14 protein-coding genes are annotated in these 16,296 nt (G+C 35.2%); 8 read left to right on the top strand and 6 right to left on the bottom strand.

Annotation, left to right across the window (positions count from 1 at the left end; all coding sequences use genetic code 11):
- Positions 1-13 precede the first annotated feature (13 nt).
- The 7 genes from aroB to CHELV3228_RS06945 are packed head-to-tail and all read left to right on the top strand — an operon-like array spanning position 14 to position 7,503.
- Positions 14-1,066 carry a 3-dehydroquinate synthase gene (gene aroB, locus CHELV3228_RS06915; protein WP_082200287.1) on the top strand — a complete coding sequence of 351 codons (1,053 nt, stop codon included), beginning with the start codon at positions 14-16 and terminating at the stop codon, positions 1,064-1,066.
- The gene (locus CHELV3228_RS06920; protein WP_082200774.1) at positions 1,063-2,610 is read left to right on the top strand and encodes a mechanosensitive ion channel family protein; all 1,548 of its coding nucleotides are present in this window, start codon (positions 1,063-1,065) and stop codon (positions 2,608-2,610) included. Before aroB ends, CHELV3228_RS06920 begins: the two co-directional genes overlap by 4 nt.
- Positions 2,603-3,847 (top strand): tRNA (N(6)-L-threonylcarbamoyladenosine(37)-C(2))-methylthiotransferase MtaB, encoded by a 1,245-nt coding sequence (gene mtaB, locus CHELV3228_RS06925; RefSeq protein ID WP_082200288.1) that lies wholly within the window; start codon positions 2,603-2,605, stop codon positions 3,845-3,847. Before CHELV3228_RS06920 ends, mtaB begins: the two co-directional genes overlap by 8 nt.
- Positions 3,844-5,439, top strand: coding sequence for an AAA family ATPase (locus tag CHELV3228_RS06930; protein WP_082200289.1), 1,596 nt, complete (start codon positions 3,844-3,846; stop codon positions 5,437-5,439). Before mtaB ends, CHELV3228_RS06930 begins: the two co-directional genes overlap by 4 nt.
- Before the next feature lie 18 nt (positions 5,440-5,457).
- Positions 5,458-6,258 (top strand): bifunctional hydroxymethylpyrimidine kinase/phosphomethylpyrimidine kinase, encoded by an 801-nt coding sequence (thiD, locus tag CHELV3228_RS06935; RefSeq protein ID WP_082200290.1) that lies wholly within the window; start codon positions 5,458-5,460, stop codon positions 6,256-6,258.
- Positions 6,258-6,881 carry a thiamine phosphate synthase gene (gene thiE / locus CHELV3228_RS06940; RefSeq protein ID WP_082200775.1) on the top strand — a complete coding sequence of 208 codons (624 nt, stop codon included), beginning with the start codon at positions 6,258-6,260 and terminating at the stop codon, positions 6,879-6,881. The genes thiD and thiE overlap by 1 nt, the downstream gene beginning before the upstream one ends.
- Positions 6,859-7,503: a uroporphyrinogen-III synthase gene (locus CHELV3228_RS06945; RefSeq protein ID WP_082200291.1), complete on the top strand. Its 645-nt coding sequence runs from the start codon at positions 6,859-6,861 to the stop codon at positions 7,501-7,503. The genes thiE and CHELV3228_RS06945 overlap by 23 nt, the downstream gene beginning before the upstream one ends.
- Here CHELV3228_RS06945 and CHELV3228_RS06950 read toward each other — a convergent pair.
- The 5 genes from CHELV3228_RS06950 to secA all read right to left on the bottom strand — a co-directional run bounded on the left by CHELV3228_RS06950 (position 7,469) and on the right by secA (position 15,000).
- The gene (locus CHELV3228_RS06950; RefSeq protein WP_082200292.1) at positions 7,469-8,362 is read right to left on the bottom strand and encodes a radical SAM protein; all 894 of its coding nucleotides are present in this window, start codon (positions 8,360-8,362) and stop codon (positions 7,469-7,471) included. The genes CHELV3228_RS06945 and CHELV3228_RS06950 overlap by 35 nt on opposite strands.
- Positions 8,359-9,381 carry a uroporphyrinogen decarboxylase gene (hemE, locus tag CHELV3228_RS06955; RefSeq protein ID WP_082200293.1) on the bottom strand — a complete coding sequence of 341 codons (1,023 nt, stop codon included), beginning with the start codon at positions 9,379-9,381 and terminating at the stop codon, positions 8,359-8,361. The genes CHELV3228_RS06950 and hemE overlap by 4 nt, the downstream gene beginning before the upstream one ends.
- A gap of 18 nt (positions 9,382-9,399) precedes the next feature.
- Positions 9,400-10,593, bottom strand: a complete 1,194-nt coding sequence (locus CHELV3228_RS06960) for an ABC transporter permease (RefSeq protein WP_082200294.1) — start codon at positions 10,591-10,593, stop codon at positions 9,400-9,402.
- Between the two features lie 61 nt (positions 10,594-10,654).
- Entirely contained in the window at positions 10,655-12,355 is a 1,701-nt protein-coding gene (locus tag CHELV3228_RS06965; RefSeq protein WP_082200295.1) for a DUF262 domain-containing protein, read from the bottom strand.
- A gap of 38 nt (positions 12,356-12,393) precedes the next feature.
- Positions 12,394-15,000, bottom strand: a complete 2,607-nt coding sequence (gene secA, locus CHELV3228_RS06970) for a preprotein translocase subunit SecA (protein WP_082200296.1) — start codon at positions 14,998-15,000, stop codon at positions 12,394-12,396.
- 103 nt (positions 15,001-15,103) lie between these two features.
- Here secA and lolA point away from each other — a divergent pair, with 103 nt between their 5' ends.
- Complete coding sequence (lolA, locus tag CHELV3228_RS06975; protein ID WP_370445655.1) at positions 15,104-15,613, top strand: LolA-like outer membrane lipoprotein chaperone; 510 nt, start codon at positions 15,104-15,106, stop codon at positions 15,611-15,613.
- Here lolA and CHELV3228_RS06980 read toward each other — a convergent pair.
- On the bottom strand, positions 15,610-16,293 hold the full coding sequence (locus CHELV3228_RS06980; protein WP_082200298.1) for a hypothetical protein: 684 nt from the start codon (positions 16,291-16,293) through the stop codon (positions 15,610-15,612). The genes lolA and CHELV3228_RS06980 overlap by 4 nt on opposite strands.
- Positions 16,294-16,296: the final 3 nt, after the last annotated feature.

Genomic DNA, 16,296 nt, shown 5'->3' on the forward strand with positions numbered 1-16,296 from the left:
AAAAAGGAAAAAAATGCAAATCGAAGTCAAAGTTAAAGAGCCTTATAAAGTTTTCATTGATGAGGGTTTAAATTTTAAATTTAAGGGAAAAGTTGCAATTTTAACCAATCCAAAAGTCGCAGGACTTCATCTTAAAAGTTTGCTTGACAAAATAGAATGCGAAGAACTTTTTATCATTAGCGTAAAAGACGGCGAAGAGTATAAAAACCTAGCCACTATCGAAGAAATTCTAAATCAAATGTGCAATTCTAAACTTGACAGAAAAAGCCTACTAATTAGCTTTGGTGGGGGGGTAATTAGCGATATGGGGGGCTTTGCAGCAAGTATTTATCAAAGGGGGATAGATTTTATCAATATCCCCACCACACTTTTAGCTTGTGTAGATGCCGCTGTGGGCGGGAAAACTGGGGTTAATAATCATTTTGGGAAAAATCTCATCGGCACTTTTTACCAACCTAAGGCTGTGTATTGCGAAAGTGCATTTTTAAGAACTCTAAAGCAAAGAGAGCTTAGTGCAGGTTTGGCTGAATTTATCAAAATGGCAATCATTTTTGACGCAAATTTACTCAATTTCATAGAAAAAATAGACGCGAAAAAATTCTTAGAGGCAAAATGCGAAGAAGAAATTTTAACCCAAATCATCGCCAAAAGTGTGGAATTAAAAGCTAAAATAGTCGCGCAAGATGAAAAAGAAAGTAAAACCAGAATGTTGCTAAATTACGGACACACTTTTGCCCACATCATAGAAAATGAAACAAATTATAAAAGCTATCTTCACGGAGAGGCTGTGGCTATAGGTATGAATATGGCAAATCATCTAAGCTACGAACTTGGGCTTTTGAGCAAAGAAGAGTGTAAAAGAGTGGAGCAAATTTTACAAAAATTTATCCTACCTACGCAGTATAAAATTAAAAGTGTTGAAGAGTTTTATCAAGCTTTCTTCCTAGATAAAAAAAGTGCAAACCAAAAAATTCGCTTTATCTTGGCTGCGCCACTAGGAAGAGGCATTATAAAAGAAGATGTTGAAAAATCCATACTTTTAAAATGTTTGGAGCAATTTGTATGAAAAAGATATTTTTTTTAGCTTGTTTTGTTGTATTTTCCTTTGCAGAGCTTAATAACAGCCTCGTTTTAGAAAGCAAAGCTAAAATCAACACACTTAACACCATCATAGAGGCAAGCATTCATAATATACGCTATGATAATTTCATCAAGTATCAAAAAATAAGCGATGAGCTTATCATTTTAAGAGATGAGTTAAACAAAGAGCATTTAAGCTACGAGGAAAAAGATGCCACACAAAGCAAAATAGCAAACCTAGAAGAACAATTAAGACTTTTAAAAGACTACAAATATTTAAATTTTGCCCAAAGTTTAAATATCGGTGAAAATGTCGAAATCCTCCCAAAACTTACAAATCCACTTGCCATCATCGGTGCTTTTTCTCATATTAAGAAGTTAAAAGATGAAAGAGATGAGCAAAGCTTAAAGATTGAAGAATTTGAAAATTTGGTTTTAAAAATTAAAGAAAAAAATACCGAGCTTAAAGAACTTATAAAACTTGACAATAGTAAAGAAAATTTAAACGCCTTAAAAGAATCAAATAAAAAATTGAGCGAATTTGAAAACGCTTTACAATTTGCGAAAGTCTCTTTTTCCGTGTATGAAAAAAAGATTGAGGATGAAATCACACGCGTTAATGCTGAGATAAAAGTGCAAACGCTAAGGGCGATTAACATCTTTGTTGCTATTATTTTAGTCATCATTTTTTCCTTCTCCTTAAAATTTATCGCCAAAAAATATATTAAGGATAATGAACGCTACTATACAGCAACTAAAATCATCAATTTTATCAATCTCAACATCATCTTTCTCATCTTGCTTTTTGCTTATATAGAAAATATCACCTATCTTGTTACCATACTTGGCTTTGCTTCGGCTGGTCTTGCTATCGCTATGAAAGATATGTTTATGTCTATGCTTGGTTGGTGTGTGATTGTTTTTGGTGGGAGTATGAGGGTTGGAGACCGCATTAAAGTAATACAAAATGACTTAACTTATGTGGGAGATATTATTGATATTTCTTTTTTGCGTATCACGATTTATGAAACCTTAACTTTAGAAACTTATATGAAAAATCGCCGCAGCGGAAGGATTATTTTTATCCCAAATAACTATGTTTTCACACACTTAATAGCAAATTACACCCATCACGGAATGAAAACCGTGCTGGATGGCATTGACATTACCATAAGTTTTGATTCAAATTTAGAAAAAGCCAAAGAGATAATGGAGCAAATCGTTACAAAACAAGCCAAACCTTACACAGAATTAGCAAAAAAAGCTATGAAAAGGTTACAAAATGAGTATAGTATTAAAAATCCCAAAGTCGAACCAAAAATCTACATCTTTTTTGAACACTGGGGAGTAAGACTTTCGGCTTGGTATATGGCAAATTCTTACGCCGCACTTAATTTAAGAAGCACAATAAGTAAAGAGTTAATTAGTGAGTTTATGAAACACAAAGATATTAAAATAGCCTATCCTAGTCAAAACCTTTATCTAGACAAAAAACAAAACGCAGCCCGACAAGGGGATTTTAATGGATAAAGTCTTTTTTAAAACTTTTGGTTGTAGAACAAATATTTATGATAGTGAGCTAATAAAAAGCTATATGAAAGATTTTCAGCTTACGACTAATGAAAAAGAAGCTAATATTGTCATTATTAATTCTTGCACGGTAACAAATGGGGCGGATAGTGGATTAAAAACCTACATCAACAGCCTTAAAAAAAATAATATTAAAGTTATACTCACAGGCTGTGCGGCGGTAAGTAGGGGCAAAGAGCTTTTAGATAGTGGAGCGATTTTTGGCGTTTTGGGTGCTTCAAATAAGGCTAAGATTAATGATTTTTTAAAAGCAAAAACGCGTTTTTATGAGCTTGGAGACTTAAATTTCATCGATAAAGATATTGTTAAAGATTATGAAAATCACACAAAAGCCTTTGTGAAAATTCAAGAAGGGTGTGATTTTAACTGCTCTTATTGCATCATACCAAGTGTGCGTGGTAAATCAAGAAGCGTAAAAGAAAATGACCTTTTGGAACAAATTAAAATCTTAATTCAAAATGGCTACACCGAAATCGTTCTAACAGGCACAAATATAGGCTCTTACGGCTTAAAAGACGGCACGACTTTGGGCAAACTCTTGCAAAAAATAATGCAAATTCAAGGCTTAAAACGCATCCGCTTAGGTAGCTTAGAACCCGCACAAATTGACGCGAGCTTTATGGAAATTTTAGATGAAAATTTACTTGAAAAACATCTTCATATCGCCTTACAACACACCAGCGAAACAATGCTACGCATTATGAGGCGTAGAAGCCATACAAAAAATGATTTGTTACTCTTTCAAACCCTTGCAGATAAGGGTTTTGCATTAGGGACAGATTTTATCGTTGGACATCCGGGGGAGAGTGAAGAACTTTGGCAAGAAGCTTTAAAAAATTTCAAAGAATTTAAACTTACTCACCTCCACGCCTTTATCTTTTCACCGCGAAATAACACCCACTCAGCAACGCTTAAAAACACCATAAAAGGCGATGTTGCAAAAGAAAGATTAAATACGCTTAAAAACATCGTGCAGAAAAATAATTATGAATTTAGAAAGGCAAAAAAGGCTAAACTTGAAGTTTTAGTTGAAAGCAAAAAAAATGACTTTTATGAGGGCTATGACCAGTTTTTTAATAAAATTAAAATCATAAGCTCAAAAGATTTAAACAAAATGTGGCTAAATATTGAAGATTACGAAATTAAAGAGGAATTTAACGAAACGAGGCTAAGATGAAAAACAACAAAATTATCCTAATTTCTTTTATTATCTTATGTATGCTTTTAGCCATAGTTTATTTTAAAAACGAACCCAAATTCATCGATGAAGCATTATATAAAAGCCTTTTAGAACAAAAGCTTATCCAAAAGGCGACCATTGATGAAAATGAAATTTTACTCAAAGCTGCGGGGGAACATTATGTCATCATTAAAGAGGGCGTGGATATCAAAGAACTTTTGACACAAGTGCCTGTGGAGATAAAAAAAGATTATAGTGCTTGGATATTTTTCACACTTTTAGTCTTTTTACTCGCATCACTTATCAGTTTTAATTTTTTCCGCCGTAAAAAAGAAATGCAAAAATTCCCTATAAACAAAGCCACTCAAAACCCCTCTTTGCAAGAACCACTTAATTCTATAAAACCTGTCATTTCAAGCGTTACCTTTAATGATGTTGCAGGTGTTAATGAAGTAAAATTAGAGCTTAATGAGTTGGTTGATTTTCTTAAAAATCCTCAAAAATATAAAGAATTTGGCGTAAAAATGCCAAAAGGCGTTTTGATGATAGGACCTCCAGGAGTTGGTAAAACCCTCATCGCAAAAGCCGTTGCGGGCGAAGCTGGAGTGCCATTTTTTTATCAATCTGGCTCAAGTTTTGTTGAAATTTATGTAGGAATGGGAGCAAAAAGAGTTAGAGAGCTTTTCTCTCGTGCTAAAATGATGGCACCAAGTATCATTTTTATCGATGAAATTGACGCAGTTGGAAAAGCAAGAAACGAACTTTCAAATGGCGAAAGAGATAGCACCCTCAATCAGCTCTTAACCCAAATGGACGGCTTTGAAGATAACAGCGGTGTCATCGTCATCGCCGCAACCAACAAAATAGAACTAATGGACGAAGCACTACTTCGCTCAGGACGCTTTGATAGACGCATTTTTCTTTCTCTGCCTGATTTTAAAGACCGATTTAAAATTTTAGAAATTTATATGAAAAATAAAAAAAATAAAGTCGATTTGGAACAAATCGCAAAACTTAGCGTAGGCTTTAGCGGTGCGGGGCTTGAAACTCTTGTTAATGAAGCCGCCATTAATGCCCTTAGGCGGGGGAATGATTTGGTTGAAGATAGCGACTTTTACGCGGTTTTAAATAAGGTTCTTTTAGGCAAGAAAAAAATTCTTAATTTAAGCGAAAAAGAAAAGCAAATTCAAGCCCATTACCAAGCGGCAAAAGCTTTATGTGCGTATTATTTTGACATTAAATTTGATAAAATCACACTCATTGAAGATAGATTTAACGAGTATGAATCAAATATCAAATCAAAATCCGAGCTTTTAAATAAAATTAAAACACATCTTGCTGGATTTATCGCTATGAAACTTTTATATAACGAAAGCTATACAAATTCACAGCAAGATTTTTTAAAAATTAAAGAACTTGTAGAATTTATGTTAAGTTTCAATATGATTGAAGACAAAAGCCTAGAAATTCAAAAAAATGAGGTCGAGGAATTTTTAAAAACAAGAAAGGAGCTTATCGCTCTCTTAGCTAAACTTTTGCTAGAAAAAGAAAGTCTAACTTATAAAGATGTCAAAAAAATAAGTTTATAAATTTAACAAAGGAAAAAAATGAAAGCGAAAGGAAGTGAGTTAATCCCTATTTTAACCATAGCTGGAAGTGATTGTAGTGGTGGGGCAGGAGTGCAAGCTGACTTAAAAACTTTTAGTGCTTATAGGCTTTTTGGTATGAGTGTGATTTTAAGCGTGGTCGCAGAAAACACAGCAAGAGTCATTAGTGTGCATAATGTCCCTGTAAAATGTGTTGAAGAGCAGTTTTTAGCGGTATTTGAGGATATACCTCCAAAAGCAGTTAAAATAGGTATGATAGGAAGCAAGGACTTAATGCTTTGTGTCAAGGAAAATTTAGAGCATTTTAAACCGCAAAATGTCGTTATAGACCCTGTGATGTTTGCCAAAAATGGCTTCGCCTTAATGCCTGTTGAGTGTTGCGATTTTTTTAAAAATAATATTTTAAAATTTGCCGACATTCTCACGCCAAATATCCCAGAGGCAGAGTTTTTAAGTGGCTTTACAATTCAAAATGAGGAAGAAATGATAAAAGCAGCTAAACACCTACACGCGCAAGGCGCTAAAGCCGTTTTGATAAAAGGCGGACATAGAAACGAAAATGCCAACGATGTCTTTTTTGATGGGGAAAATATCCACATTTTAAAAGGCGAACGCATAGAAACGAAAAACACACACGGCACAGGTTGCACTCTAAGCTCCGCCATAGCTTCAAACTTAGCTCTTGGCAAAAACGCCCTTGAAAGCGTCAGTGAGGCAAAAGAATATGTTAGAGGGGCGATTTACTACAGCTTAAATTTAGGTAAGGGAAATGGACCTACTAATCATCTTTGGGCTTTTTAATGCCTGATTTAAGTTTATATCTCGTCGCAAGTCGTGGAAATTTAAGCGATGAAGCCTTTTTAAATGTGCTTGAAAGTGCTGTAAAAGGAGGAGTTAGCATTATCCAGCTTAGAGAAAAAACTCTTAATGCAAAGGATTTTTTCTCTCTTGGCTTAAAGGTCAAAAAACTCTGCCAAACCTATCAAATCCCCCTTATTATCAATGATAGAATCGACATCGCCCTAGCTTTAGACGCACACGGGGTGCATTTAGGACAAGAAGACTTGCCTCCAAACATAGCGAGAAAAGTTTTAGGCAAAGATAAAATCATAGGTTTAAGCCTTAAAACAACACAGCAGTTAAAATTTATCGAGGAAGCCAATTATCTAGGCTGTGGAGCCATCAAAACAACTCCAACGAAAGAAAGTAGTGTTTTACCCCTTGAAACCTTAAATCAAATTTGCGAAAGCTCTCCTTTGCCCGTCGTGGCGATTGGGGGCATTGATGAAGCTGTTGTAAAAGAATTAAAGGGGATAAAGCTTAGCGGAGTGGCTGTAGTAAGGGCTATAATGGAGGCTAAAAATCCTACTTTAGCCGCAAATGCATTAAAAAAGGCTGTGCGTGAAAATTTATCTCTTAAATGAAACCAAATTTGAAGGTGTGGAAAATCTTATCTTAAACGAAGTGAAATTTTTTGATTTTAATGTAAATTTAGAGGATTTTGACGCACTCATTCTTACATCTAAAAACGCTGTAAAAGCCCTAGAAAAAGCTAAAATAAAACTAGATTTTGATTTAAAAATTTACGCTGTGGGAGAAAAAACAGCAAAAAAAGCTCAGCAACTTGGCTTCAAACATATCAAAATTCCCTCAAAAGCTTATGGAAAAACACTTTTTGAAGAATTTAAAGAAGAATTAAAGGGACAAAAATGCCTTTATCTTAGAGCCAAAAACATCGCTTCAAATTTAAACGAAGATTTACGAGATAATGCAGTCGATTTAAAAGAAATTATCGTTTATGAAAATGTCTTTAAGCCTTGCAAAATAGCACTTTGCCAACCAGCCATTTTTATCTTTACCTCTCCACTGAGTGCTTTAAATTTCTTAAAAAATTATCACCCCCATCCAAAAGATAAATTAATAGCCTTAGGACAAAGCACAGCAAAGGCACTTAAAGGTTTTGACTATCATCTTGCTAAAGAACCCTCAATAAAGGCTTGTGTGGATTTAGCTAGGCTTTATAAAAACCCACTCCAGCAAGATTAACGCTTTTAATTTGCCCTCTCTCAAGCAAATTTTTTAAATGCTTTTTGCTTTCATCATCAAAACACGCCACATCAAGCTCACTTTGAGGACGCAAACGCAAAGTATTTAAAAGCTCTTCCTCGCAAAAGCTAAGTTTCGCACCTTGCTTTTTTTTCGCTATAAAAACAGGCACAGAGCTAATAAAACGGCTAAGCTCTTCAAGTCTAGCTTCTTCAACCCCACTCACAGCATAAGCTGGTGGTCTATCGATACTGCTTAAATCCACTCTCGTAGGTGCGATTTTAGCTAAGGCTTCATTAAGCAAAGCGAATTCCTCTTCTTTGTCATTTAGCTCCTTAACAACCAAAATTTCCATTACCAACGCGCCACTAAATTTAGCTCTAAATTCCGCCATTTTTTCTATCATCGTGTTTAAATTTATCTCTTTTAAAGCCCTGTCTATCTTATAAAAAGTCTTTTCGTTTGCACTATCAAGACTAAATTTAACAATATCACAAAGCATTAAGCATTGCATTTTTTCCTCATCTAAAACTGCTGTGCCATTGCTTAAAATAAGAATTTTTTTATCCTTAACAAGCTTTTTTAATTCTAAAAGCAACTCTTTTAAATGCGGATAAAGGCTTGGCTCTCCATTAGCCGTGAGAGTAAGCACATCAAATTTCACGCCTTTTTCTAAGACAATTTTAAGCTCATCTAAAATTTCTTTTACGCCTAAAACTTTCTCTTGCTCTTTGATGGGTTTTGCCGCCTCAAGCTCACAATACACACAATCAAAATTACACTGCTTCATCGCTCCACTTAAATCCACCCCCAAAGAAAGCCCAAAACGCCTAGAATTTATAGGACCAAAAACTATCATTTAACCGAGCTTTCTTGCACGAGTTTGATAAAATATTTTGCATTTTCCACAGGGATATCAGGAAGAATTCCGTGTCCTAAGTTAAAAATATGTGCCTTGCCACGCATAATTTGCAAAATGTCCTCAACGCCCTTTTTTATAGCGTTTTTATCATAAAGTCTGCAAGGCTCCATATTGCCCTGAAGTGTAAATTTATGCGAAAGCTTATCTCTAGCTAAGTCAAGCGGAGTACTCCAATCCACCCCAAACACATCAAATTCCCCATCAATTCTTTCTAAATACCCGCTCACGCCTTTTGGAAAGAGTATCACGGGGATATGTGGATATTTTTGTTTAAGATAAGCAGCAAGCTCTTTCATATAAGCGAAAGAAAATTCGAAAAACGCCCCCTCCTCTAAAGCCCCAGCCCAGCTGTCAAAAATCTGCACCGCATTTGCCCCCGCTTTAATTTGCTCTTCCAAATAAGCTTTCAAAACTTCATTTAATTTTCTTAAAATTTGATGTAAAAACTCAGGATTTTGATAAAGTAATTTTTTGCATTTAGCATAATTTTTACTTCCCCTACCCTCTATCATATAAGTAGCTATCGTCCAAGCACTCCCACAAAAGCCAATTAATGCTTTATCTTTTGGCAATTTTTCCCTTGTCAAAGAAAGTGCGTCATAAACATAACCAAGCCTCTTAACCGCCGCTAAAGAATCAAGCCTATCTAAATCCTCTTTATTTTTAAGAGGGGTGCTAAATACAGGACCTTCACCCTTTTCAAAACGAAGCTCAAGCCCCATTTCCAAAGGAACAACTAAAATGTCAGAAAAAATAATCGCCGCATCTACACCTAAAATATCCACAGGCTGTAAGCTTACTTCACTTGCTTTTTTATAATCCTTACAAAGTGAGAGAAAATCCCCAGCACTCTGCCTTACCGCCATATACTCACTTAAATACCGCCCTGCTTGACGCATCATCCACACAGGAGTATAGGGCGTTTGCCTCCTAAAACACGCATCAATAAAAATCATTTTCTTTCCTTTATAAATTTATTCATTTCGCAAAGTGTCTAAAATATTTACTTCGGTCGCCTTTTTCGCAGGGTAAAACGAAGAAAGTGCGATGATACATAAAGCACCTACTAAGGTAAGTACAAAGTCCAAAATAGACAAATCAAGCGGCAATTTCGAAGTGCCATAAACATCAGCTGGTAAAGAGATAATGTCGAAATTTCCCAAAAGCCAAAGCGTGATAAAGGCTAAAATCACCCCGCACACCATACCGCTACCGCCTATTAACATACCCAAAGCAAAAAAGCTTTTTTTTACCTCCGCTTTGCTTGCTCCAAGTGCAAGCAAAAGGGCTATTTCACTGCGGCGGTTCATCACTATCATCAAAAGTGAGCTTACTATATTAAGCCCAGCAACAAGGATAATGAGCATTAAAACGATGAAAAGTGCGCGCTTTTCAAGCTCTAGGGCGGAGAAGAAATTTTGATTTTGCTCCCACCAGCCTATGGCGGCATAATCCTGCCCCAAATAAGCCCTAAGCTTTTCTATATCCTTAAAGGCTTCTTGGCTATAAATATGCACACCATCATAGCCCTCTTTCACACCTAAAACTTTCCTAAGTGCCTTAGCCTCCACATACATATAAGCCTTATCGTAAAAAATAAGCCCGGAATTAAACTTAGCCTTCACATCAAAACGCTTTGTGGTAGGGGTCAAAGAGAAACCGCTAGGGTTCAAATTTGAAAAGATTAAAGAAAGTTTATCGTTTTTTTGAAGGCGAAACTCATCAGCTAAAGCCCCCCCTATAAGTATGTCATAACCGCTTAAATTTGTATCTTTAAGAGCATTTTGGACAACTTCGTTAATTTTCTTTTCCTCTTCAAAATTCACACCAAAAACAATTCCGCCCTCAAAGCGATTATCCCCTTTGGCTATCACTTGAGTGCTTAAATAAGGGCTAAAAAGCAAATGCGGAAACCGCCCTCTTAACTCCGCCACAAATTCATCATCAACAGGTGCATAAAATTTCGGCAAAAGGGTAATGGGATAATTCATCACAAAAAAGCGTTTTTGAAATTCCTTATCAAAGCCATTCATTATCGCCATAGCGACCAAAAGCACACAAAGCCCCACGCACACACCCAAAAACGCCAAAAGCATAGAAAGATTGATAAAAGGTTGCTCTTTATCAAAACGAAGGTATTTAAAAAGTAGATAACGCGTTAGACTCATCAAAGTTCTCTCAAAATTAAATTTTTCACATTAAATTCCATATTAATTTAAAAATTATCCCTCATTCAATTTTCCAAATCTTAAAAAATTCCTCAATAAGCCTAGCACTACGCTCTTCTACACTTTGCAAATTCCATTCATTTTTGTCCAATAATTCGCGAGTAATGAGTAAATCGGCACATTTTTTAATGCAATTTTTACGACTTCCATCGCCTTCTAGCTTTATTTTCCAAGCACAATTTTTTATAGTGCTATTCAAAGAGCCTTTTAAAAGGGTCATATTACCAATCTGATAAATATAATTCTTCGCTTTCTCATCATCGCCAACAATATCTTTCCAATGCGTTTGCCAAGTTTGTGGTATTAAATGCTCCAAAGTATAATCATAATTCAACTCCACTAAATCTTGCTTATCTTTGCTAAGATATCTTCTATATAATTCAATCCAAAATAAAATAAGTTTTGGAGCTCTATTATTCAAATACAAATGCTCTAAAGCCTTTTCTAATTCACTTCTACTTGGTATATCATTGAGCTTTTCTTTTAAATCTCTTAAAGGATTATTCAAATCAATACTTCTTACAATAGCGGCAAATTTTTTACTATAACTATTTGTATCATACCCACAAACATAACGCGTCATAATGTAATTTTCTATGACTTGCAAACACTCATTTAAAAGTGTCTGCTCTTTAACACTATGACTTAAAAATAAAATTAACGGCATAGCGGTATTGACATTTATCACGCTTATGATATGAAATAAACGCTTCATATCCTCATCAAAACGCAACGCCCCTCCCTTAAAAAAGGGTAAATTTATATAAATTTCTGCATATTCTTTAATGTGCTTTAAAAAGTTTTCTAATTCATTATTGTTAAAATTTTCAATATATCCTTTATAAAGAAAACTTAAATCCTCCAAAGAATTTTTCTCTGGATTAAAAAATTGCCCCACAACAGCAAAAGCATGAAGAAAAATTTCACTTTGCACCCTTTTAATTCTACCTATCTCAACTTCTATTTCCCAAAATTCTCTATTTTCTTTCACTTCAAAAACTGCTTCCCAACACTCCTTATAAAGCTTCTCATAATCTGCACCTATTTTAAGAGCCTTTGCAAAAATAGCATTTTTAATAATATCTGTCGCCGTTAGTCTTAAACCAGCCGTATTAATGGAGTCAAAAATTTTCTGCTCATCTTCGTTTGCTTCCAAATTAATAGCAACCCATAATTTTGACTCTAAAATAAAATCTAAAAAGTCCCTAAAATCCAATTTTTCACTTTCAATTTGCTCTTTAAAATACTGATAACATTGAAAAATTTTCTCATTTTGATATAAATGATTAATCCCCTCATCGCCACGCAAAACAGCCGCAAAAACTTCTCTATCAACTTTAGAATGCTCTATTCTTGGCTTTTTATTTTTAGTTGGTTTTTGAAACAAATACTCAGTATAATCACTCTTATCTTCATCGTCTAAACGCTCATATAAAACCTTAACTAAAAGGGAAAAGGTTGTTAATCTTTGCTGTCCGTCAATCAAACTTCTTTTTGAACCCTCTCCAGCATTCGTGGCTAATTGCTTAAAAATGACAGAGCCTAAAAAATGGTCTTTTTTATTATCTTTATAACTCTCCTTTAAGTCCTTAAATAATTGTTCCCACTGCTCTTTATCCCAAGCATAAGCTCTTTGAAAAAATGGAACTTCGATACAATTTTCCTCTCGCATAAAGCCAAAATTCTTCTCTGACGCTTTCATTGTTTTTCCTCTCTAATTAAAAATCTCTCTTATTATGCTCAAGCCCTATCTGCCATTACTCCCCTCTTAGGACCACTTTTTCCGTGGCATTCTTTAAATTTCTTTCCGCTTCCGCAAGGACAAGGTGCATTTCTAGGAACTTTTTTAAATTCTGCTTCGCCTAAATTATCCTCACTCGCGCCGATTTGTGCTGTGCTTTCTAAAAGTTCATCATTTTCTTTATTTGCTTTTTCCTCCAAATTTTCTGCATCTTTTTGAGAAATTTGCACACTAAAAAGTAATTTAATGCTATCAAATTTTATGCGTTCTACCAACTCTAAGAAAAGATTATAGCTTTCTTTTTTATACTCCACCAAAGGGTCCTTTTGATTATACCCACGAAGCCCTATGCCCGTTTTTAAAATATCCATTTGATACAAATGCTCGCGCCAAGCATTATCTAAAACTTGCAAATATAAAATCCGCTCGATATTTCTTAACTGCTCACTTGAAATTTGCGCCATTTTTCCCTCATAAGAGCGTTCTAAAATTTCACTGAGCTTTTCCTCCAAAGCAACTAAATCAAGCTCTTTAAAATCCACTTCGTCAATCTCGGTCGCAAAGTCTTGTGCAATTTTTTGCTTTAACGCTTCAAAATCACCCAAATTCTCACCCTCCATCATCGAATTTAAAGTTGTCTGTGCGTATTCTTTTATATTTTGTGAAATTTTTGCTCTTATATCGTAATTTTCATCCAAAAGCTCGTTGCGGTAGCGGTAAATTGTTTTTCTTTGCTCATTTGCCACATCATCATACTCAAGTAGGTGTTTTCTACTCTCAAAATGCAAACTTTCCACTTTCTTTTGAGCATTTTCAACAGCTCTTGTAACAATGCGACTTTCAATGCTCTCACCCTCTTTAATGCCAAGCCTATCCATAATGCTCTTTATCCTATCGCCACCAAAAATGCGTAAAAGATTATCTTCTAGGCTTAGATAAAAACGACTCACACCAGGGTCCCCTTGACGCCCCGCGCGACCGCGAAGCTGATTATCTATCCTGCGGCTTTCGTGCCTTTCTGTGCCGATGATGTAAAGTCCGCCAAGCTCTCTTACTTCATCATCTATTTTTATATCCACACCGCGTCCCGCCATATTTGTCGCTATGGTAACGGCTCCTTTTTTACCCGCATCAGCGATGATTAAAGCTTCTTGCTCGTGGTTTTTAGCGTTTAGCACATAATGAGGGATTTTTTCTTTTGCAAGCATAGAGTGAAAAACCTCACTTCTTTCAATACTAGCCGTTCCCACAAGCACAGGCTGTCCCTTAGCATTTGCCTTTTTAACCTCCTCAATGACGGCTTTAAATTTTTCCTCTTGAGTTTTATAAATCAAATCATCCTTATCTTGTCTTTTGATAGGGATATTTGTAGGGATAGAAACAACATCAAGGCTATAAATTTGAGAAAATTCACTCGCCTCAGTTTGAGCCGTGCCTGTCATACCTGCTAATTTATCATACATTCTAAAATAATTTTGAAAAGTAATGTCTGCTAAAGTTTGGCTTTCTTCTTGGATTTTTACGCCCTCTTTTGCCTCCAAAGCTTGATGAAGCCCCTCGCTAAAACGCCTTCCCTCGCCAAGTCTCCCCGTAAATTCATCAACGATAACGACTTCATTGCCCCTTAAAACATAATGCACATCTTTTTCAAAAAGATTATGCGCTTTTAAGGCTTGGTCAAGTTGGTGAGCCAAAATAGCATTATCAAGGCTATATAAATTTTCCACACCAAAAAGCTTTTCAGCCTTAGCAATGCCCTCTTCAGTCATTAAAATCGAGCGGTTTTTCTCATCTACGACGAAATCCCCACTCGCTTTAACTCCCCTTGCCAAATCTTTAGCCTCCGGCGCTTCACCCCTTTTCATTTGCTTTGCCACTTCATTTGCTTTAATATAGCCATCTAAAGTGCGGTTGGTCGGTCCTGAAATAATCAAAGGTGTCCTCGCCTCATCAATCAAAATGCTATCCACCTCATCAACGATGACAAAATGATGTTCTCTTTGCACTTTCTCAGCCTTAGAAAATTTCATATTATCACGCAGATAATCAAAGCCAAATTCGTTATTTGTCCCATAAGTGATGTCGCACTCATAAGCTTTTTTATGCTCTAAATCACTATTAGCAGAAGAAAGCACCGCCCCCACACTAAAACCTAGAAAATTATAAATCGCACTCATCTGCTCGGCGTCTCTTTTTGCTAGATAGTCATTAACCGTAACCACATGCACACCCTTGCCACACATCGCATTTAAAACCACAGGTAAGGTTGCCACTAGGGTTTTACCCTCACCTGTTTTCATCTCGGCGATTTTACCCTCGTGAAGCGCCATACCACCGATGAGTTGCACATCAAAATGACGCATATTAAGCGTTCTTTTTCCCACTTCCCTAACGATAGCAAAAACATCATTTAAAATATCATTTTCTTTTTTCTCTCCGCTTAAAATTTGCTCTTTAAATTTTGCAAATTCAGCCTTTAGCGCCTCATCATTTAAAGCTTGATATTTGCTTTCTAAGGCGTTAATTTGTGCTACTCTTTTAAAATATTTTTTAACCTCGCGTTCATTTTTTGTTCCAAATATGTTTTTTAGGGTATTTAAAAGCATTTTTAACCTTCTAATAAAATTATTCTAAGCCGTAATTATAACGATATTTTAATAATCTTTAGTTAGAATGCTAAGATAAAATTTAAAACTTTTTGGAGAGTTGATAATGAAATTTTTTGTTTTTTTAACCCTATTTTGTGCCTTAGTTTTTGCTTACGATTTAGATTATGAAAATTACACCAGCGAATTTAGTCAAAGCGTGAGTTCTAAACAGAGCAAACTTGATTATGAGGGACATTTCATTTTGGAAAAAGATAGAGCCTTTTGGTCTTATGAAAAACCAAGCAAAAAAGAAATTTATATCAATAAAAATGACATTATCATCGTGGAACACGATTTGGAGCAAGTCAGTTTTGCAAAGCTTGAAAAAATCCCAAATTTAAGCGCCATTTTCAAACAAGCAAAAGAAATCTCCCCAAACAAGCTCAAAGCCACTTACGAAAACACAGACTACATCATCACGCTTTTTAATGGCGAGGTTAAGAGCATAAGCTACAATGACGAATTTGAAAATAAAGTCCTCATTACGCTTCACAAACCTCAAAAAAATACCAAAATCAACCCCAGCATCTTTAAACCAAAATTTCCGCAAAATTACGACATCTTACGCTAATTTTGCGTAGAATTTGAGTCAAATTCGAGCTTAAAACCTGTGGTATTGCTTTCTTGGATTAAGTCTTTCTTAATCCTTTCTTCAATATCCCTAGAAATTTCAAAAAGCTTAGGATTTATCGCGTCCTCGTCATCCTTCATCTCTTCATTTTCAAAGATTTTAGGCAGGGTTAAATTATGATTTTGCTCACTAAGATTATTTTCTATTTTAGGCATTTCTAGCTTTGGAATTTCAAGCTGTGGTGAATTTTCTAAATCTTTCACACTTTCCTTAACTTCTTCTTTTAAATTTCTATCCTTTGCCTCCGTGCTTTCCAAAAAACGCTTAAATTCCTCAAGGTCAAATTTCTCCACTCCACTTAAAGAAAGGATATAAATGTCATTAAGTTTAATTTTATATTTTTTATCTACAAATTTGCTGAGGGTTTTTTTAAAATTATTTTTACCAAGCTCTGTAAAAATATCCTCATAAAAGAAGCCAGAAATTACCGTATTGACACTATCTATGAGCTTTTTTTCATTTGCTTTGATATTTTTACCCTCAAATTCTAAGGAAATTTCTATTTTCTTTAGCACATTAGCTCCACTCTTTGAGTAAAGCTCCGTTCTTAATTTCTCAAGCTCCACCACTTCAGCACTCAAAAATAAAGGCAAAATTAAACCAAACAGCACTTTTTTCATCAT

It is taken from the genome of Campylobacter helveticus (assembly GCF_002080395.1).
In the GTDB taxonomy this organism is placed as follows: Bacteria; Campylobacterota; Campylobacteria; order Campylobacterales; family Campylobacteraceae; genus Campylobacter_D; species Campylobacter_D helveticus.